Raw genomic sequence first — 19,918 nt, 5'->3', positions numbered from 1 at the left:
GGCGGGGGGCGCGGGCAACCTGAGGCATCGCAAAGCACGCGCAGGAACGGGCCATGGCCATGGACCGGACTCTCTCCCGGTCGCCACATCGTCGTGGCCATGGCCCGCCCCTGCGGCAGAACTGTTATCAGCGCTGTTTGTTTGACTGAACACCCCGGGTGGCTTCGTCTCCCCCCGCTTTTCAGTAGCCTGACCCCTCCTCTGCATTGGAGGAGGGTTTTTTACAGACCACCTATCAGAGGCGCGGAACGCCGCCCCTGCCCCAGGGCTCCTGCAACCGGCGTGCCAAACCCGCCCTTGCCCTGGCTGGCACAACTCCTGCATCAACGTGGTTCTAAAGACCCGGCGGCTACGGCCGCTACTTTCGTTGATGGCAACGCCCTGCGACTTCACGGCAGCGGCTACAAACAGGAGATACAACGTGGCGGACTTCGGTTACGGCGGCATCGGTTCAGGACTGGATATTTCCGGCATGGTCAGCAGCCTGGTGGCGGCCGATCGCAAGCCGGCGGACAACGCACTGAACCTGCAGCAGTCCAAGGCCAAGATGCAGCTCTCGGCGATCGGCACGGTCAAATCCGCGTTCGACACGCTGAACACGGCATTGAAGGCGCTGAAGGCCAATACGGCGTTCGACGCACGTACGTTCACGGCCAGCAAATCCGGTACCGACGAGATCTTGACGGTCAGCGGTACGAATTCTGCGGCGGCGGGCACCCACCTTGTCAACGTGGAAAAGCTGGCTACCGCACACAAGCTGATCTCAAACACCGAAATACCGAAAACAGACACATTTGGCGCCGGAACCCTGACGCTGACCGTGGGTGTCGGCGATAAGCAGAAGACGCTGGACATCAACGTCGAAGCCGACGACACGCTCAGCTCGATCCGCACGAAGATCGAGAAAGCCGGCCGCGCCTCGGGCGTCCAGGCCACGCTCATCGCGTCGGGCGATAACCAGATTTTGTCCCTCTCGCAGGAGAAGTCGGGCGCCGCCAACGCCATTACGCTGACTGCCGCACCAGGCAACACCAAGCTGGCCGACCTCGCTGCCAGCCTGCAGGAGCGGACACCGGCCGCAGACGCCAAGCTGACCATCGACGGCGTGGCAATCACCAGCAGCGAAAACACCGTCACTGACGTGGTGCCCGGCCTCACCCTGAACCTGAAGAAGGAAGGCGAAAGCACCGTCACCATCACCACCGACGTCGCCGCGGCCCGCAAGGTGATGCAGGACTTCGTCACGGCGTACAACGGCGCCATCGCGGCGATCAACACCGCGACCAAGTACGACATCGAGAACAAAGAGCCCTCCTCGCTGACCGGCGATGCGCAGATGCGCGGGGCCTCCAGCCAGCTGCGCAGCATGATGGGCGGCATCCTCAAAGACCTCTCCGCCGCCGGCCTGGATCCCAAGAAGATCGGCCTGCAGACCCGCGCCTATCCCAACGCTGATGGCAGCCTGGTGCTGGATACCGCCAAGTTCGACGCGGCCCTGGTCAATCAGGGCGGCGCCGTGCGCGAGGCCTTCACCGGTGATGACGGTGCGGCAGCAAAGCTGTTTGCGATGGTGGACGGCTACGTCAGCACCACCGTCGGCAAGGAAGGCGCGTTCGTGTCGCGCACCAAGAGCATCAACAACACGCTGACCGACATCGACAAGCGCCGCAAGGCGCTGGACGTGCGCATGGAAGGCGTGTCGGAACGCTACAAGAAGCAGTTCCTCGCGCTCGATGCCCTGATGAGCAAGATGAGCCAGACCATGAGCAGCCTGACCTCGCAGCTGTCCCAGCTCAGCGGCTGATCGATCAAGGCCGCGGACTCAAGTTGAACCGGTCCGCGGCCGATATCACTGGCAGGACACCCCGCAGGCTCCACCCGGTGCCGACGATGTCGCGAACCTCGCGGCCCCGCATGAAGGAGACATGATTGATGTACGGTTCCAACCGTCAATTCACCGAGCAGTACCGCAAGGTCGGCGTGCAGAGTTCGGTTACCGATGCCGACCCGCACAAGCTGGTGGCGTTGCTGCTGGCCGGTGCCTGCGAACGCCTTCGGCTCGCCCTGGCCTGCATGGAACGCGGCGACCAGGCACGCAAAGGCAAGGCGATCGGCGAGGTCTGCGCAATCGTCGGCCACCTCAACGGCTCGCTGGACCATGAGGCCGGCGGCGAGATCGCCGGCAACCTGTCCTCGCTGTATGACTACGTGATGCAACGGTTGACCGAGGCCAATCTGCACAACGATCCGGCCGCATTGTCAGAAGCGCTTGAACTGCTGGGCGAGATCGATGCGGCCTGGAATGCCATTCCACAGCAGCAGCGCCAGACCGCGCAGGTCGCCCCGTGACCTCGCTTGGCGCGCTGAACGCCCGTCTGGATGCGCTGGAAACCGCGCTGCACGACGAGAACTTCGACGAAGCGGGTCTGCAGCTGGATGCGCTCGACGCGGCCCAGCGTGACTACCTGGCCGGCCCGTCGGCCAACTTCGATGTTCCCGGCCTCTCCTCGCTGCAGGCCCGCCAGCAGCGCATCATGCTGTTCATGATGCGGCAGCGCGAAGATGCCAGCCGGCACATCCACAACGGCCACCAGTCCCTTCGCGCCGCGCAGGCGTACCTGACCGCAGAATCCCTGTCATGACCGATATTCGCACCAGCGCCATCCATCACCCGGCCGAAAGCGAGCTGTTCGATGAGACGCTGAGCTGCGAACTGGCGCTGCCGGCCGAGTTCCGGATCGGCAGCGCGGTGATCCGCCCCGGTACCGCCGAAACCCTGCTGCGCAGTGTGGCGCTGGTTGAAGACGCCCGCGGCGACGACAGCCATGACGACCGCAGCGATGCCACGCTGCAGGTGCAGCGGCTGGAGGCCAAGCTGGATCTGGTCATGGTGCTGCTGGGCCGGCTGGTGCGGCAAAGCAGCCAGGACCTGCCGCTGCGCCCCCTGCGCTGGTCGCGCCGTGGCATCCGCCTGGAACAGGGCGCGCGCAGTGGCGCAGCACCAGGCAGCATGGGCGTGATCCGCCTGCAGCCCTGCGACTGGCTGCCCGACCACATCGACCTGCCGGTGGTGATCGTGGCCGAAGCCGCCAATGGCGCCGGCGCGCATTACCTGTGGCTGCGTTTTGAAGAGCTCAGCGATGCGCTGGAGATGGCCCTGGAGCGCCATCTGTTCCGCCTGCACCGCCGCCAGATCGCCGAAGCGCGGCGATTGCGGTGACCGTACGCTCCCGACTGTGACCCAATCGGCTTGGCGGTAGGCCTTCACTCCGTTAAGGTGACGGCCTCCCCGCTCCCCTAGCAGCCTGTGCGCGTTCTCATCGTCGATGATCACACCCTGGTCCGTGCCGGCCTCAGCCGCCTGCTGCAGGGCTTTGCCGACGTCGAGGTCATCGCCGAGGCCAGCAACGCCGAACAGGCGCTGCAACTGAGCGTCCAGCATTCCCCGGACGTGGTCCTGATGGACCTGTCCCTGCCCGGCCGCACCGGCCTGGAAGCCCTGAGCGATATCCTGCTGCGTACCCCCGGCTCGCGCGTGGTGATGATGACCATGCACGACGATGCCGTGCACGTGCGCGATGCGCTGGACCGTGGCGCGGTCGGCTTCGTGGTGAAGGATGCCGCCCCGCAGGAGCTGGAGCTGGCGCTGCGCGCCGCGCATGCCGGCCAGGTGTTCCTGAGCCCGCAGATCTCGGCCAAGATGCTTGCCCCGATGCTGGGCAAGGAAAAGCCGGTGGGCGTGGCAGCCCTCTCGCCGCGTCAGCGCGAGATCCTGCGCCAGATCGGCAAGGGCGAGAGCAACAAGGAAATCGCCGCGGACCTGGGCATCAGCGTCAAGACGGTGGAGACCCATCGCGCCCGCATGATGGAGTCGCTGGGCTGCCGCCGCGCCAATGATCTGGTGCTGCTCGCCGCCCGTCACCAGCACGAGCTGGAGTGATCGGCGCCGGTTCTCCGGCACGCAGAGCCTATCCGCCTCGCATGGCGACGGATTTTTGAAGCCCGATCAGACGGATTGGCACGGAACGACAAGGCCTCGCGCCCGGACACCCGTCAAAATACCGCGCCGATGTAGGGGTGTCCCCTACACGCTGTCAGGGATTTGACGACCCGACTCAGGAACCCCCTGATTCCCGGCGCACGGGAAGAGAAGCAAGATGTGTTCCATAACGCACCGGGGAGTCGGTGCGAACGGGACATCACTTTGAAAGCCTCCATGTCGACCCAGATGGGTCAGCAGCTTCACCTCACCCCGCAACTGCTGCAGTCGATCCGGCTGCTCCAGCTCGACGGCATGCAGCTGGAGCTGGAAATCCGCCGCGCGCTGGAGACCAACCCGCTGCTCGAGATCGAAGAAGCGCCGGAGCCGGTAGCCGCCGACACCGCCGAAGCCATCACCGCCCAGGACGTGGCCGCCTTCGACGAACTGCCGGAAAGCACCATGTGGGATGTGGCCGGTGCCGGTTGGCAGGACGGTGACGATGACCGCATGCAGCGCGTGGCGGCCGGGGAATCCTCCGATCCGCAGCTGCGTGCCCTGCAGCGCCTGGCGATGGAGCTGGATGACGGCGAACTGGCCGTGGCCGGTTTCTGGCTGGAGCACTGCGACGACGCCGGCTATCTGGATGCCCCGCTTGCCCAGCTGACCCTGCTCGCCAGTGCGCGCTGCGATGTGGACGCTGCCGGAGTGGAAGCGGTCCGCCAGCAGATCCTGCACGGCGATCCAATCGGCCTGGCCGCGCAGGACCTGTACGAATGCCTGAGCGTGCAGCTGCGCGCCCTGCCCGGCCGCGTGCCGGCCCGCCACCTGGCCCAGCGTGTGCTCGACGACGGCCTGACCGCGCTGGCCGCACATGATTACCTGGCCCTGGCCCAGCAGCTGGATGCCGAAGTGGCCGACATCCACGAAGCCGTCCGGCTGATCCTGTCGCTGCAGCCGCGCCCGGGCGAGAGCCTGCTGCCGGACAGCAACGGCGTAGTGATTCCGGACGTGGTCGCCTGGCATGCCGATGGCCAGTGGCGCGTCGCGCTGAACCCGGCCACCAGCCGCCGCCTCAGCATCAACCCGCAGTACGAACAGGCCCTGGCTGAGACCAGCGAAGCCGCCCAGCCGCTGCGCGACATGCTGCAGGAAGCGCGCTGGCTGACCCGCGGCCTGTCGATGCGCTACGACACTCTGCTGCGTACGGCGCGCGTGATCATCGAACGCCAGGCCGGCTTCCTGACCCGTGGCGAAGAAGCCATGGCGCCGCTCACCCTGAAGGAAGTGGCTGATGAGATCGGCATGCACGAGTCCACCGTCTCGCGCATCACCACCGGCAAGTACCTGCAGACCCCGCGCGGCACGCTGGAGCTGAAGCACTTCTTCGCGGTGCGTCTGGAAGGTGCCAGCGTCTCCGGCCAGGCCGTCAAGGCCATGGTGCGCCGCCTGATCGAGTCCGAACCGGCCGCGCGCCCGCTGGCCGATGAAGCCATCGCCGGCCTGCTTTCGCGCCAAGGGGTGAACATCGCCCGCCGTACCGTTGCAAAATACCGCGAACAACTGGACATCGCCCCGGCGCGCGAACGCCGCCGCAGCCATGCCAGCACCCCGCACCTCCTGGCCCGGGTGGGCTGAAGGAAATGGAAGACATGAACAAGCTCACCGTCCTGCTGGTCGACGACCACGAAGGTTTCATCAACGCCGCCATGCGCCACTTCCGCAAGGTCGATTGGCTCGATGTGATCGGCAGCGCCGCCAATGGCCTGGAAGCGATCGAACGCTCCGAGTCGCTGCGCCCGAAGGTGGTGCTGATGGATCTGGCCATGCCGGAGATGGGCGGCCTGCAGGCGACCCGCCTGATCAAATCGCAGGATGATGCGCCGTACATCGTCATCGCCAGCCACTTCGATGACGCCGAACACCGCGAGCATGCCCTGCGCGCCGGGGCCGACAACTTCGTCAGCAAGCTGTCCTACATCCAGGAAGTGATGCCGATCCTGGAAGGCCTCAAAGGGAACGGATCATGAGCGAATCACGCATCCTGGTACTGGACAACGACGCCGTCCGCGCCGAGCGCACCGTCGCCCTGCTGGAGTTCATGGACTTCAACCCGCGCTGGGTGGCCGATGCCAACGATTTCGACATCACCCGCCACCGCCCGAACGACTGGATGGCCGCGATCATCGGCGGGCTGGACAATTCCGAGCGCAGCGATGCGCTGTTCGCCTGGCTGGGCAAAGGTGCCCTGCCCCCGCCGGTGATGCTGATCGACGGGGATACCACCGCCTTTGCCCAGCAGTTCGGCCTGCACGAGGCCAATGTGTGGCCATTGGAAGCGCCGCTGCGCCACGCGCAGATGGAAGGCCTGCTGCGCCGTGCCAGCCTCAAGCGCCTGGATGCCGAGCACCAGGCCGGCGCCGTGCAGGACCAGGGCCCGACCGGCGATGGCGCGGCCGTCACCCAGCTGCGCCGGATGATCGAGCAGGTCGCCGCGTTCGACACCACCGTGCTGGTGCTGGGCGAATCGGGCACCGGCAAGGAAGTGGTCTCGCGCTCGATCCACCAGCGCTCGCCCCGCCGCGATGGCCCGTTCGTGGCAATCAACTGCGGCGCCATTCCGGCCGACCTGCTGGAAAGCGAATTGTTCGGTCACGAAAAAGGCGCCTTCACCGGCGCACTTAGCGCCCGCAAGGGCCGTTTCGAAATGGCCGAGGGCGGCACCCTGCTGCTGGATGAAATCGGCGACATGAGCCTGCCGATGCAGGTCAAGCTGCTGCGCGTGCTGCAGGAGCGCAGCTTCGAGCGCGTCGGTGGCAACCAGACCATCCGCTGCAACGTGCGCGTGATCGCCGCGACCCACCGCGATCTCGAAACGCGCATCGCCGACGGCAAGTTCCGCGAGGATCTGTTCTATCGCCTCAACGTGTTCCCGATCGATGTGCCGGCCCTGCGCGAGCGCAGCGAAGACCTGCCGGCACTGGTCATCACCATCGCCGGCCAGCTGGCCCGCACCGGGCGTGGCGAAGTGCGTTTCACCGGCGAAGCACTGCAGGCCCTGGCCGCCTACGAGTGGCCCGGCAACGTACGCGAGCTGACCAACCTGGTCGAGCGCCTCGCCGTGCTGCACCCCAGTGGCAACGTACGCGTGCAGGACCTGCCGGCCCGCTACCGCGGTGACTTCGCCGCCGCCGCGCCGGTGGCCGTAGCGGCGCCAGCCGCCGTGGCCGACGAACGCCTGGACCTGCGCAGCTTCTCCTTCCACACCCCGGGCGCCCAGAGCACCCCGGCCCTGGACAATGGCATCGGCCCCGTCAGCCGCGCCCCGGCCCTGCCCGACGACGGCCTGGACCTGCGCAACCACATGGCCAACATCGAGTTGAACCTGATCAACGAAGCGCTGGAACGCACCCAGGGCGTCGTCGCCCACGCCGCCCAGCTGCTCGGCCTGCGCCGCACCACCCTGGTGGAAAAACTGCGCAAGTACGGCATCGAACGCGACCAGACCGAACTGGCTGGCTGAGCGGATCAACACATGGAAACCAGACGCCCGGGCATGTCCCGGGCTTTTTTGTGGTTCTGCTCGCACGTATCGCGCACCATCCGCCGGTTTTCCGGCGTCGACTCTCCGGCACGCCAGCGCGTCAAACCGCCGCTGGGTCAATCAACCGCACCGCACTTGCACCAAGGCAACCCACGCGGGCGCCGCTGAATACGCAAACCCGCGCCACCACTACAAAACTGAACCACTCATCCGTTTCGGCACGGCACTTGCAACGTATTTCCGTGTAACCCACCCCTGCTTCGGAACGTTCCAGATGTCGCACTCCGTCACCTCGATCCTTTCTCAGATCCGCACCTTCCAGACCCAGATGGGCCAGCCCACCGTCAGCCCGCTGACGGAGGTGCCGCGCAGCAATGCCATCCAGGGCCTGGTGTCCCCCCAGGAGATCCAGGGCCCCAGCTTCACCGAAACCCTGCGGGGCGCCATCGCCGGCGTCAACGATGCGCAACAGAAATCCGGCGCCCTGGCCAAGTCCTTCGAACTGGGTGAACCCGGTGCGGACCTGGCCAAGGTCATGGTCGCCTCGCAGCAGTCCCAGATCGCCTTCCGCGCCACCGTGGAAGTCCGTAACCGTCTCGTCCAGGCTTACCAGGACGTGATGAACATGCCGCTGTAAGGATAGAAACGCATGGCCCTGTCGCTCTCCAAAGAATCGCTGAACACCGAAAAGGCTGGGCAGTGGTTCGACCGGCTGCAAAGCCTGCAGATCACCCGTCGGCTCGGCCTGATGGCGATGATCGCCGTGGCCGTGGCGGCAGGGCTGTTCGTGTTCTTCTGGTCGCAGAAGCCGGGCATGGTGCCGCTGTACACCGGGCTGGACCAGAAGGCCACGGCCGAGGCCACCGACCTGCTGCGCGCGGCGCAGATTCCCTTCCAGCTGGATCCCGCCACCGGCGGCATCACCGTGCCGGAAAAGAATCTGCACGATGCCCGCCTGAAGTTGGCCGGCTCCGGCCTGACCGACAGCGGCCGCCTGGGCTTTGAACTGATGGAGCGTGACCCCGGCTTCGGCGTCAGCCAGTTCATGGAGAACGCCCGCTACCAGCACTCGCTGGAAACCGAGCTCTCGCGCACCATCAACACGCTGCGCCCGGTCCGCGATTCGCGCGTGCATCTGGCCATTCCCAAGCCCAGCGCCTTCACCCGCCAGCGTGACGTGGCCAGCGCCTCGGTGGTGCTGGAACTGCGCGGTGGCCAGCAGCTCGAACGCGGCCAGATCGATGCGATCGTGCACATGGTCGCCGCCAGCATTCCCGACCTGGCGCCCGAGCGCGTCACCGTGGTCGACCAGAGCGGGCGCATGCTCAGCGTCTCCGATCCGAACAGCGAAGCGGCCATGAATGCTGCGCAGTTCGAGCAGGTGCGCCGCCAGGAAACCTCGTTCAACCAACGCATCCGCGAGCTGCTCGAACCGATGACCGGCCCCGGCCGGGTCAACCCGGAAGTCAGCGTGGACATGGACTTCTCGGTGATCGAAGAAGCCCGCGAGCTCTACAACGGCGAGCCGCAGAAACTGCGCAGCGAGCAGATGAGCGAAAACAGCAGCAACGTGCCCGGCCCGCAGGGTGTGCCCGGTGCTGCCAGCAATACACCGCCCGGCCCGGCCGCCGCGCCAGCCACGGCGCAGGCGCCGACGGAAACCTCCAAGAACGCGACCCGCAATTACGAGCTGGACCGCACCCTGCAGCACACCCGCCAGCCGGCCGGCCGCATCAAGCGCGTCTCGGTGGCGGTACTGGTGGACAACGTGCCGCGCGCCGGTGCCAACGGCAAGATGGCCGACCAGGCCCTCTCGGCGGCCGAGCTGACCCGCGTCGAAGCGCTGGTCAAGCAGGCGGTCGGCTTCGATGCCGAGCGTGGCGACACGGTCTCGGTGATGAATGCCCCGTTCGTGCGCGAAGTCACGCCGGTCGAAGGGCCGAAGTGGTGGGAGCTGCCGCAGGTGCAGGACGCATTGCGTCTGCTGCTTGGCGCCATCGTGGTGCTGGCCCTGGTGTTCGGTGTGCTGCGCCCGGCGCTGCGCTCGATCACCGGCCAGACCAAGCCCAAGGATGACGAGCTGGAACCCCACAGTGCCGATGTGCAGCTGGTCGACGATGGCGAAGGGCTGCCGGCGATCGGCAGCGAGCGCCTGCACGCGGCCGGACATGAACCGCTGGCGCTGCCGGTGGACTCTTACGAGGAACGACTGCGCATGGCGCGTGAAGCTGTAAAGACCGATTCCAAGCGCGTGGCCCAGGTGGTCAAGGGCTGGGTGGCCAATGATTGATGCACCTCCCCCGCTGACCGGCGTTCAGCGCGCCGCCGTCCTGCTGCTCTCGCTGGGTGAACTGGACGCGGCCGAAGTGCTGCGCCACATGGAGCCCAAGGAAGTCCAGAAGATCGGCATCGCCATGGCGACCATGACCGACATCACCCGCGAGCAGGTCGAGCGGGTCATGGACCAGTTCGGCAGCGAGCTGGGCTCCAAGACCTCGCTGGGCGTGGGCTCGGACGACTACATCCGCAACATGCTGGTGCAGGCGCTGGGCACCGAAAAAGCCGGCGGCCTGATCGACCGCATCCTGCTGGGGCGCAACACCACCGGCCTGGACGCGCTGAAGTGGATGGATCCGCGTGCCGTTGCTGACCTGGTGCGCAACGAGCACCCGCAGATCATCGCCATCGTGATGGCCCACCTGGAAACCGACCAGGCCGCCGACGCGCTCAAGCTGTTGCCCGAACGCACCCGCGTGGACGTGCTGCTGCGTATCGCCACGCTGGATGGCATTCCGCCGAACGCGCTCAATGAACTCAACGAGATCATGGAGCGCCAGTTCGCCGGCAACCAGAACCTGAAGTCGTCCAACGTGGGCGGCGTGCAGTGTGCGGCCAACATCCTGAACTTCATGGACAGCGGCCAGGATCAGGCGATCCTCGGTGAAATCGCTCGTATCGATGCCCCGCTGAGCGGCCGCATCCAGGACCTGATGTTCGTGTTCGACGATCTGGTGGACCTGGACGACCGCGAACTGCAGCTGGTGCTGCGCGAAGTCAGCGGCGAGCGCCTCGGCCTGGCCCTGCGCGGCGCCGACATCAAGGTGCGCGACAAGATCACCCGCAACATGTCCCAGCGTGCCGCTGAAATCCTGCTTGAAGACATGGAAGCCCGCGGCCCGGTGCGCCTGTCCGATGTGGAAGTGGCGCAGCGCGAGATTCTGGCGATCGTCAAGCGGATGGCCGATGAAGGCACCGTCACCATTGGCGGCAACGCGGAGGCCATGCTGTGAACAACGCCGTGCGCTGGCTTGCCCCGGACCTGCTGGCGGTGCCCGAGCCGCCGCCGGAAGAGCAGTTCGAACTCACCGAACCGGATCCGGACCATGAGCCGGAACCACTGCTGCAGCTGCCGACCCTGGAAGAAATCCAGGCGATCCAGGACAGCGCCGAGAAAGACGGTTTCGATCACGGTCACGCCGAAGGGCTGGCCCAGGGCCAAGCGGAAGTGCGCCGGCTGATCGCGCAGATCGAAGGCATCCTGGACAACTTCAGCCGGCCACTGGTGCGGCTTGAGAACGAAGTGGTCGCCGCACTCGGCGAGCTGGCGGTGCGTGTGGCCGGCAACCTGGTCGGGCGTGCCTACGAGGCCGAACCGGAACTGCTGGCGCAGCTGGTCAACGAGGCCGTGGATGCCGTCGGTGGCGCGAGCCGCGATGTGGAAGTCCGCCTGCATCCGGACGACATCGCTGCGCTGGCGCCGGTGCTCAACCTGGCCCCGAACCAGCGCCTGACGCCGGATCTGAGCCTGAGCCGCGGCGACCTGCGCGTGCATGCCGAGGCCGTGCGCATCGACGGCACGCTGGATGCACGCCTGCGCGGCGCACTGGATGCGGTCATCCGCAAAGCCGGAACCACCCCATGAACACCGAGACCTTGCCCCCACCTGCCGATTGGACCGCCGCGCGCAACCTGCGGCTGGCCTCGCGGCTGGACAACATCCGCCCGGATACCGCGCACGGCCGCGGCCTGATCCGCGAAGGCGTGCTACGCCGCGCGGTCGGCCTGACGCTGGAAGCAGTCGGCTGCGAGGCGCCGATGGGCGCCAGCTGCAAGGTCGAAGTGGCCGACGGTGGCTGGGTCGATGCCGAAGTGGTCGGCTTCGCCGGTGAACGTACCTACCTGATGCCCAGCGCCGAACTGCACGGCCTGCTGCCCAATGCGCGGGTTGTGCCCTCGCTCGGCCGCGGCGGCGTGGAAGTGGGCGAAGGCCTGCTCGGCCGCGTGATCGACAGCGACGGCGTGCCCCTGGATGGCAAGGGCCCGATCCGCGCCGAAGGCACCGTCGGCATGGCCGGCGTCTCGATCAATCCGCTCGCGCGTGAGCCGATCACCCAGCCGCTGGACGTGGGCGTGCGCGCGATCAACGCGCTGCTGCCGATCGGCCGCGGCCAGCGTGTCGGCCTGTTCGCCGGCTCCGGTGTCGGTAAATCGACCCTGCTGGGCATGATGACCCGCTACACCGCCGCCGATGTCATCGTGGTGGGCCTGATCGGTGAACGTGGTCGCGAAGTCCGCGATTTCGTGGAAAGCACGCTGGGCGAAGAAGGCCTGCGCCGTGCCGTGGTCGTGGCCAGCCCGGCCGACCGCCCGCCGCTGGCGCGCCTGCACGGTGCCTACCGCGCGACCGCGATCGCCGAGTGGTTCCGCGACCAGGGCTTGAATGTTCTGTTGCTGATGGACTCGCTGACCCGCTTCGCCCAGGCCCAGCGCGAGATCGGCCTGTCGGTCGGTGAGCCGCCGACCACCCGCGGCTATCCGCCGTCCGTATTCGCCAAGCTGCCCGCACTGGTTGAACGCGCGGGCAATGGCGCCAAGGGCCGCGGCTCGATCACCGCGTTCTACACCGTGCTGACCGAGGGCGATGATCCGCAGGATCCGATCGCCGATGCCGCACGCGCGATTCTTGACGGCCACATCCTGCTCTCGCGCCGCGTCGCCGACAGCGGTCTGTACCCGGCCATCGACGTGGAATCCTCGGTCAGCCGCGTGGTCACGGAAATTGCCGACGAACCGTGGCGCCTGCGTATCCGCAAGCTCAAGCGGCTGGTCTCGGCGTACTCGGCCAACCGCGACCTGATCGCGATCGGTGCGTATCAGCGCGGCAACGACCCGGCGACCGACGAGGCGCTGGAGCGCTGGTCGGACATTGTTGAATTCCTCGGCCAGGACGTCGGCAAAGCCGCCGACCTGCCGCACAGTCAGGCCGCCCTCAAGCGGCTGGTGGAACCAGAGAGTTAAGCCATGATCCAATCCAAGCGCTTCGACCCCTTGCTGAAACGAGCCCAGGACCACGAAGACGAGGTCGCCCGCGACCTGGCCGAGCGCCAGCGTGCACTCGACACGCATGTGTCGCGCCTGGATGAGCTGCGCCGCTACGCCGAGGAATACGCTGGTGCCCAGATGTCGGCCACCAGCCCGGCCCAGCTGATGAACCGCCGCGCCTTCCTGGATCGCCTGGACAGTGCGGTCGCCCAGCAGCGCCAGACCGTGGACAACAACCGCGAGAAAGTGGACGCCGAGCGCGCCCGCCTGTTGCTGGCCAGCCGTGACAAGCAGGTGCTGGAACAGCTCGCCGCCAGCTACCGCGCGCAGGAAAAGGTGGTCACCGACCGCCGCGACCAGCGCGAGATGGACGACCTCGGCGCCCGCCGCTCGCGCCAGGCGCAGCGCGAAGAAGGCGAGAACGGAGGCAGCCCGTGATGCCCCCCGCCATGCTCGGCGGTGCCGCGTCCGCACAGAATGCGGGCGGCACCTCGTCCAGCCCCCGCCCGGACAGCACCCGCGGCAACGACCGTCGGGACTTTGACGCGCTGCTCAAGCCAGGTAGCGAGGCGCCCGGCAACGACACGCCGCGCAAAGCGGGCAGCAGCCGCGACGCAAACAAGAACGCCACGACCGCCACCGCCCGCCAGGACAAGGACGCAGCGACGCGCCCCGCCACGCCCGGCGCCAAGGAGGCAGACGACAAGGTCGCCACCACCGATACCGCTGCCACAGCACCGGCCACGGCGGAGAAGCCGGCCGCCGAACCGGCCGACGACACTGAAGCCGCATGGCCGCCGCTGGGGCTGGCCGGGCTGGCATTGAACGGCCTGCCGGTAGCGGCGCCCGCGCCCGCGCCCGTCACACCCGTGGCGACCGGCGCCGCCGCGGGCGCCAATGCGGCCCTGCCTGCTTTGGCCACCACAGCCCCGGACGCCAACGCCACCACGCCGGCGCTGGCTGCCGCGCCATCCACCGCCGGCGCCATCGCCCTGCCCGCCTTGGCCACCGAGGCCGCGCCGGCCGACGATGTCCCGCTGCTCAAGACCTTCACGGACGCCTTGAACGCAGCCACCAACGATGGTCCCGATGCCCCCGCCAGCCCGCTGCTGCATGCGCTGCAGGGCATGACCGAGGCCAAGCCGACGGTGGCGAGCCTGTTCACCGGCTCGCCGACCGCCACCCCGCACCTGGGCGGTGAGGATTTCGACGATGCCGTCGGCGCGCGCGTCGGTTGGCTGGCGGACCAGAAGATCGGCCACGCCCACATTAAGATCACCCCGAACGACCTCGGCCCGATCGAGGTGCGCCTGCAGCTGGACGGCGACAAGGTCCATGCGACCTTCACCAGCGCCCACGCCGACGTGCGCCATGCACTGGAAAGCAGCCTGCCGCGCCTGCGCGACCTGCTTGGCGAGCAGGGTTTCCAGCTTGGCAATGCCGACGTCGGCCACCAGCAGACCGCGCCCGATGGCGGGCGTGGCGATGGCCGCGGCGGAATGAACGGCGACGACGGAGAACCGGCGCTGGCCGACACCACGCTGTCGCCCTCGCAGTTGATCCGCCAGCGCGGCCTGGTCGACGCCTACGCGTGATCGCGTAGCGGCTGCGCGGGCTCAACCACCCCGCCAGAAACCCGACGCACGCCTTCTCGAGCATTCAGGCACGCCCTTTGCATGTAGGCAGGAAGCAATCCTCTGGAGCTTCCCCTCGTGGCCGCAGCCGCCGATAAAACCAAGAAATCCGCCGACAAGGACAAGACCGCCAAGCCGCGCAGTCCGCTCCTGGTCACCGCCCTGGTCGCGGTGCTCGCCGCTGGCGCCGCCGGTGGCGGGGTCTGGTACTTCACCCAGTCCAAGCACGATGACAAGGCCGCCAAGCCGGCCGCCAGCAAATCCGCGGTGCCTGCCCCGGCCCAGTACTTCGGCCTTGAGCCGCCGTTCGTGGTCAACCTCAACAGCAGCTTCGACGGCCCGCGCTACCTGCAGGTCGAAGTGCAGCTGATGAGCCGCGACCCGGCCGCGATGGAGGCGATCAAGCTGCATGCGCCGGCCATCCGCGCCAAGCTGCTGATGCTGTTCTCCCAGGTCGAGCCGAGCGACATCGCCGACCGCGCCGGCAAAGAGCGCCTGCAGGCCAGTTCACTGGCTGAAGTGCAGAAGCTGCTCAAGGCCGAGACCGGCAAGCCCGGTGCCGACGAATTGCTGTTCACCAGTTTCGTGACCCAGTAAGGGCGACCATGAATGACCTGCTTTCCCAGGACGAGATCGATGCCCTGCTGCATGGCGTGGACTCCGGTGCGGTCGAGACCGACATCGATGCGCCCACGCCCGGCGAGGCGCGCTCGTACGATTTCGCCAGTCAGGACCGCATCATCCGCGGCCGCATGCCGACCCTGGAAATGGTCAACGAGCGCTTCGCGCGCCTGTGGCGCATCGGCCTGTTCAACCTGATCCGTCGCTCGGCCGAGCTCTCCGTGCGCGGCATCGAGCTGATCAAGTTCAACGACTACATGCACTCGCTGTACGTGCCGACCAACCTCAACCTGATCCGCTTCAAGCCGCTGCGCGGGACCGGGCTGATCGTGTTCGAGCCGACGCTGGTGTTCGCGATCGTGGACAACTTCTTCGGCGGTGATGGGCGCTACCCGACCCGCATCGAAGGCCGCGAGTTCACCGCCACCGAGATGCGCGTGATCCACCTGCTGCTCAAGCAGACCTTCGCCGATCTGCAGGAAGCCTGGGCGCCGGTGATGGATGTGGAGCTGGAGTACATCAACTCCGAGATCAATCCGCACTTCGCCAACATCGTGACGCCGCGCGAGTATGTGGTGGTCTGCCGCCTGCATGTCGAGCTTGACGGCGGTGGCGGCGACATCCACGTCACCCTGCCCTACTCGATGCTCGAGCCGATCCGCGAGTTGCTCGATGCCGGCATCCAGAGCGACCGCAACGATCGCGACGCCAGCTGGGGCGTGATGCTGCGCGAGCAGCTCAACATCGCCGAGGTAACGCTCTCCAGCGTACTGGCCACCAAGCGCATGAGCCTGCGCGACCTGACCAAGCTGAAGATCGGCGATGTGCTGCCGATCGAGCTGCCCAAGCAGGTGCCGGTGTGCGTGGAAAACGTACCGGTGTTCACCGGCGAGTTCGGCGTCGCCAACGGTTTCAACGCGGTGAAGATCACCGCCACCCATCCCCCGGGCATCCGCCCACGCGTTCCCGTACTGCAGGAAGACCCGCAATGAACGATATCGAATCCAACGTGCCGGCACCGGCACAGTTCACCCAGCTGCAGTCCGATGACACCACGGTCGGCGACGAGCTCAACCTGGATGTGATCCTGGATGTGCCGGTGACGCTGTCGCTGGAAGTGGGCCGCGCCCGCCTGCCGATCCGCAATCTGCTGCAGCTCAACCAGGGCTCGGTGGTGGAACTGGAGCGCGGTGCCGGCGAATCGCTGGATGTGTTCGTCAACGGCACCCTGATCGCCCATGGCGAGGTGGTGGTGATCAATGACCGCTTCGGCGTGCGCCTGACCGACGTGGTCAGCCCGAGCGAACGGATCCGGAGACTGCGTTGAGTGCCGGGCTGCTGATCGCGGCCGGCGCCTCGACCGTCAAGGTCGGCCAGCATGCCGCCGCTGCACCGAGCATGTTCGGTGCAGTGCTGGCTCTGCTCGGCGTGCTGGCGTTGATCGTCGGGCTGGGCTGGTTGCTCAAGCGCATGCCCGGCAGCGGCTTCCGGCCGGCCGAAGGGCTGCGCGTGGTGGCCAGCCTGACCGTCGGCGCGAAAGAGCGCGTGGTGGTGGTCGAGGTCAATGGCACCCAGCTGCTGCTGGGCGTCACTGCCGGCGGCATCAACACGCTGCATCAGCTGCCCGAACCCCTGCCGGCCCCGACGCCGGCGCGCCGTCCCGATTTCAAACACCTCCCGAATTTCGCGCAGCTGCTGCAACAGCGGCTGCGCAAGGAATCCTGACCATGCGTGGCCCCCGTACTTCCTGGACCCGTTACCTGCCGCTGTTGCTGACTGCTCTGCTGTGCGCGCTGCCGGCCCTGGCCTGGGCCGCGCCCGGCGTGCCGGGTGTGCCGGCGCTGCCGGATGTGAATGTCGGCAAGATCGGCGGGCAGCCGGTCAGCCTGCCGCTGCAGACGTTGCTGCTGATGACGGCGATCACCCTGATCCCGTCGATGCTGCTGGTGCTGACCGCGTTCACCCGCATCATCATCGTGCTGGGCCTGCTGCGCCAGGCGCTGGGCACCGGCCAGACCCCGTCCAACCAGGTGCTGCTCGGCCTGGCGCTGTTCCTCACCGCGATGGTGATGCTGCCGGTGTGGCAGAAGGCGTGGGGCAGCGGCATGGCGCCGTACCTCAACGGCGAGATCGATTTCCAGACTGCCTGGACCCTGACTACCCAGCCGCTGCGCGCCTTCATGCTGGCGCAGATCCGCGAGACCGATCTGATGACCTTTGCCGGCATGGCCGGCCACGGCACCTACGACAGTCCGGATGCCATCCCGTTCCCGATCCTGGTCGCCTCGTTCGTCACCAGCGAGCTCAAGACCGCCTTCGAAATCGGCTTCCTGATCTTCATTCCCTTCGTGATCATCGATCTGGTCGTGGCCAGCGTACTGATGTCGATGGGCATGATGATGCTCTCGCCGATGCTGGTCTCCGCCCCGTTCAAGATCCTGTTGTTCGTGCTGGTGGATGGCTGGGTTCTGGTGGTGGGCACGTTGGCCGCCAGCTTCAATGCGGCCTGACCGCCCCACCCTGTTGATCGAAACGGACCCGAGACTGACATGACGCCCGAACTTGCCCTGACCGAACTGCGTGGTGGCCTGATCACCGTGCTGTGGGTTGCCGGCCCGCTGCTGCTCACCGTGCTGATCGTCGGCGTGGTGGTTGGCGTGGTCCAGGCGGCGACCCAGCTCAACGAGCCCACCATCGCCTTCGTCGCCAAGGCTGCGGCGTTGACCGTGGTGTTGTTCGCCCTGGGCAGCCTGCTGATCGGCCACCTGGTCGAGTACACCACGCTGCTGTTCCAGCGCATTCCCCATCTGATCGGCTGAGGCAGCCGCCGTGGATTCCGCGACCCAGATGGCCGCCGATGGCCTGCAGGCCTTCGGCATGATCGGCACGATCCTGTGGACGATGCTGCGCATCGGCGCGATGCTGATGGCCATGCCGCTGATCGGTACGCGTGCGGTGCCGTCCCGGATCCGCGTGCTGCTCGCCGGCGCATTGGCGATCGCGCTGTCGCCGATGCTGCCGCCGGTGCCGGAATGGACCGGCTTCGATGCGGCCACAGTGCTGACCATTGCCCGCGAACTGGCGATCGGTGTTTCGATCGGCTTCGTGCTGCGCCTGGTCTTCGAAGCCGGCGCGATGGCCGGCGAACTGGTCGCCCAGGGCACCGGCCTGGCCTTCGCACAGATGAGCGATCCACTGCGCGGCGGCAGTTCCGGCGTGATCGGGCAGTGGTTCTACCTGCTGTTCGGCCTGCTGTTCTTCACCGTCAACGGCCACCTGGCGCTGATCTCGCTGTTGATGGACAGCTACAAGGCCTTGCCGATCGGCACCTCGCTGCCCGATCCGCAGGCATTCCTGAGCATCGCCCCGACCTTCCTGCTGCAGGTGTTCCGTGGCGCGCTCACGCTGGCACTACCGCTCACCGTGGCGATGCTGGCGATCAACCTGGCCTTCGGCGTGCTGGCCCGTGCAGCGCCTGCGCTGAACCCGATCCAGCTCGGCCTGCCGGTCGCACTGCTGTTGGGCCTGTTCCTGCTGACCGTGCTGGCCGGCGAGATGGGGCCGCCGGTGCAACGCCTGTTCAATGCGGCCTTCGATGCCGCCGACAGTGTCAGCCGCTGACCCGGGACACGCGGCGGGACACCTCGTGCCGCCATGGGTTGGGGGCACTCACGCCACTTGCGGAGCACCGGGGGCCTGACGGTAGTCTTGAGCGCTCGACGGCAGTGCCTTTGCAACGCAATGACAGAATCTTCACCGTGTCTTTGCGGTGATGGCCGGGCGTCCTGTCGTATCGCTCAGATGTTGACCAGGGAGAGCGTCTTCCATGCTGATCGGCAGCTATACCCCGTGGTTGGTGGTGATTTCGTTTCTTGTCGCAGTACTGGCCTCCTTCACCGCGCTGGATATGTCCAGCCGGGTGACGACCGCCACCACGCGCCGCACCACCTGGTTGTGGTTGGTCGGCGGCGGCTGCGCGATGGGGCTGGGCATCTGGTCGATGCACTTCATCGGCATGCTCGCCTTCCAGTTGCCGATCCCGCTCGGCTATGCGTTTGGCCTGACCACCGTCTCGCTGTTGGCCGCCATGGCCTCTTCCATCTTCGCGCTGTGGCTGGTCTCGCAGCCGACCCTGCCGCACGGGCGGCTGGCGCTTGGCGCCGTGCTGATGGGCAGTGGCATCGCCTCGATGCAGTACCTGGGCATGGCCGCGCTGCACATGCAGCCCGGCATCGACTACCACGCTGGCTGGGTGGCGCTGTCACTGCTGATCGCAGTGGCGGCCTCGTGGACGGCCCTGTTCATTGCCTTCCGTCTGCGCAGCACGCACCGCCGCCTGCGCGACCGCGCCGCACCGGCACTGGTGCTGGGCACCGCGATCGTGGGCATGCATTACACCGGCATGGCCGCCGCCCGCTTTCCGGCGGGCAGCATCTGCGGTGCTGCGGGCGGTGATGGCCTGCAGGCGCAATGGCTGGCACTGGTGGTGCTGGCCCTGACCATCGCGATCCTGGCGGTGGTCTTGATCGTGTCCTGGCTGGACCAGCGCATGGAGGCGCAGCTGCTGCGGCTGCGCAATACCGACCTGAGCAGCTCGCTGGATGATGCGCAGGCCGAGTTGACCCAGGCGGCCCTGCACGATCCCCTGACCCGCCTGCCGAACCGCCGGCTGCTGCAGCAGCGCATCGAGCAGGCCCTGGCCGAGGCCGAACAGCGCGGCAGCCGCTTCGCGGTGATGTTCATGGATCTGGACGGCTTCAAGCAGGTCAACGATGCCTACGGCCACCAGACCGGCGATGCGCTGCTGGTGGCCGTGGG

Annotated in this window: 23 protein-coding genes; all 23 read left to right on the top strand. The window is 67.1% G+C overall.

Going from position 1 to position 19,918, the window contains the following annotated elements; all coding sequences use genetic code 11:
* The first annotated feature begins 421 nt into the window (after nt 1–421).
* A complete protein-coding gene (fliD, locus tag ACE026_RS18825) occupies nt 422–1,804 on the top strand; it encodes a flagellar filament capping protein FliD (protein WP_486040349.1) in 1,383 nt (460 codons plus the stop codon).
* Nucleotides 1,805–1,932: 128 nt separating this feature from the next.
* Nucleotides 1,933–2,349 (top strand): flagellar export chaperone FliS, encoded by a 417-nt coding sequence (gene fliS / locus ACE026_RS18820; RefSeq protein ID WP_121036752.1) that lies wholly within the window; start codon nt 1,933–1,935, stop codon nt 2,347–2,349.
* Nucleotides 2,346–2,642 (top strand): hypothetical protein, encoded by a 297-nt coding sequence (locus ACE026_RS18815; protein WP_486040347.1) that lies wholly within the window; start codon nt 2,346–2,348, stop codon nt 2,640–2,642. The genes fliS and ACE026_RS18815 overlap by 4 nt, the downstream gene beginning before the upstream one ends.
* Nucleotides 2,639–3,220, top strand: a complete 582-nt coding sequence (locus ACE026_RS18810; RefSeq protein WP_486040346.1) for a PilZ domain-containing protein — start codon at nt 2,639–2,641, stop codon at nt 3,218–3,220. Before ACE026_RS18815 ends, ACE026_RS18810 begins: the two co-directional genes overlap by 4 nt.
* A gap of 87 nt (nt 3,221–3,307) precedes the next feature.
* Nucleotides 3,308–3,940 (top strand): response regulator, encoded by a 633-nt coding sequence (locus tag ACE026_RS18805; protein WP_088435064.1) that lies wholly within the window; start codon nt 3,308–3,310, stop codon nt 3,938–3,940.
* A gap of 264 nt (nt 3,941–4,204) precedes the next feature.
* Nucleotides 4,205–5,617 (top strand): RNA polymerase factor sigma-54, encoded by a 1,413-nt coding sequence (gene rpoN / locus ACE026_RS18800; protein ID WP_486040345.1) that lies wholly within the window; start codon nt 4,205–4,207, stop codon nt 5,615–5,617.
* A gap of 14 nt (nt 5,618–5,631) precedes the next feature.
* Entirely contained in the window at nt 5,632–6,009 is a 378-nt protein-coding gene (locus ACE026_RS18795) for a response regulator (protein ID WP_026070040.1), read from the top strand.
* Entirely contained in the window at nt 6,006–7,502 is a 1,497-nt protein-coding gene (locus ACE026_RS18790) for a sigma-54 dependent transcriptional regulator (protein WP_486040343.1), read from the top strand. The genes ACE026_RS18795 and ACE026_RS18790 overlap by 4 nt, the downstream gene beginning before the upstream one ends.
* A 295-nt stretch (nt 7,503–7,797) precedes the next feature.
* Nucleotides 7,798–8,160 carry a flagellar hook-basal body complex protein FliE gene (fliE, locus tag ACE026_RS18785; RefSeq protein WP_121036746.1) on the top strand — a complete coding sequence of 121 codons (363 nt, stop codon included), beginning with the start codon at nt 7,798–7,800 and terminating at the stop codon, nt 8,158–8,160.
* Nucleotides 8,161–8,172: 12 nt separating this feature from the next.
* Nucleotides 8,173–9,813: a flagellar basal-body MS-ring/collar protein FliF gene (gene fliF, locus ACE026_RS18780; protein ID WP_088435060.1), complete on the top strand. Its 1,641-nt coding sequence runs from the start codon at nt 8,173–8,175 to the stop codon at nt 9,811–9,813.
* A gap of 13 nt (nt 9,814–9,826) precedes the next feature.
* The gene (fliG, locus tag ACE026_RS18775; protein WP_486040420.1) at nt 9,827–10,813 is read left to right on the top strand and encodes a flagellar motor switch protein FliG; all 987 of its coding nucleotides are present in this window, start codon (nt 9,827–9,829) and stop codon (nt 10,811–10,813) included.
* Complete coding sequence (locus tag ACE026_RS18770; protein WP_486040341.1) at nt 10,810–11,445, top strand: FliH/SctL family protein; 636 nt, start codon at nt 10,810–10,812, stop codon at nt 11,443–11,445. Before fliG ends, ACE026_RS18770 begins: the two co-directional genes overlap by 4 nt.
* A complete protein-coding gene (locus tag ACE026_RS18765; protein ID WP_486040340.1) occupies nt 11,442–12,821 on the top strand; it encodes a FliI/YscN family ATPase in 1,380 nt (459 codons plus the stop codon). The genes ACE026_RS18770 and ACE026_RS18765 overlap by 4 nt, the downstream gene beginning before the upstream one ends.
* Before the next feature lie 3 nt (nt 12,822–12,824).
* Entirely contained in the window at nt 12,825–13,283 is a 459-nt protein-coding gene (gene fliJ, locus ACE026_RS18760; protein ID WP_070471607.1) for a flagellar export protein FliJ, read from the top strand.
* Nucleotides 13,283–14,440, top strand: a complete 1,158-nt coding sequence (locus ACE026_RS18755; RefSeq protein WP_486040418.1) for a flagellar hook-length control protein FliK — start codon at nt 13,283–13,285, stop codon at nt 14,438–14,440. The genes fliJ and ACE026_RS18755 overlap by 1 nt, the downstream gene beginning before the upstream one ends.
* Nucleotides 14,441–14,557: 117 nt before the next feature.
* Nucleotides 14,558–15,076, top strand: a complete 519-nt coding sequence (locus ACE026_RS18750) for a flagellar basal body-associated FliL family protein (protein ID WP_121036740.1) — start codon at nt 14,558–14,560, stop codon at nt 15,074–15,076.
* Between the two features lie 8 nt (nt 15,077–15,084).
* Nucleotides 15,085–16,092, top strand: a complete 1,008-nt coding sequence (fliM, locus tag ACE026_RS18745) for a flagellar motor switch protein FliM (RefSeq protein WP_088435054.1) — start codon at nt 15,085–15,087, stop codon at nt 16,090–16,092.
* A complete protein-coding gene (gene fliN / locus ACE026_RS18740; RefSeq protein ID WP_486040339.1) occupies nt 16,089–16,427 on the top strand; it encodes a flagellar motor switch protein FliN in 339 nt (112 codons plus the stop codon). The genes fliM and fliN overlap by 4 nt, the downstream gene beginning before the upstream one ends.
* A complete protein-coding gene (gene fliO, locus ACE026_RS18735) occupies nt 16,424–16,825 on the top strand; it encodes a flagellar biosynthetic protein FliO (protein ID WP_486040338.1) in 402 nt (133 codons plus the stop codon). Before fliN ends, fliO begins: the two co-directional genes overlap by 4 nt.
* A 2-nt stretch (nt 16,826–16,827) precedes the next feature.
* Complete coding sequence (gene fliP, locus ACE026_RS18730; protein ID WP_486040337.1) at nt 16,828–17,610, top strand: flagellar type III secretion system pore protein FliP; 783 nt, start codon at nt 16,828–16,830, stop codon at nt 17,608–17,610.
* A gap of 39 nt (nt 17,611–17,649) precedes the next feature.
* Nucleotides 17,650–17,919: a flagellar biosynthetic protein FliQ gene (locus ACE026_RS18725; RefSeq protein WP_019184809.1), complete on the top strand. Its 270-nt coding sequence runs from the start codon at nt 17,650–17,652 to the stop codon at nt 17,917–17,919.
* A gap of 10 nt (nt 17,920–17,929) precedes the next feature.
* Nucleotides 17,930–18,721, top strand: coding sequence for a flagellar biosynthetic protein FliR (fliR, locus tag ACE026_RS18720; protein ID WP_486040336.1), 792 nt, complete (start codon nt 17,930–17,932; stop codon nt 18,719–18,721).
* Between the two features lie 205 nt (nt 18,722–18,926).
* A partial coding sequence (locus ACE026_RS18715; RefSeq protein ID WP_486040335.1) for an MHYT domain-containing protein occupies nt 18,927–19,918 on the top strand: 992 nt, incomplete at its 3' end.

It is taken from the genome of Stenotrophomonas sp. AGC87, from assembly GCF_057333975.1.
The sequence above is the reverse complement of the archived record's forward strand: the minus strand, read 5'-3'. Positions and strand labels throughout refer to the sequence as shown.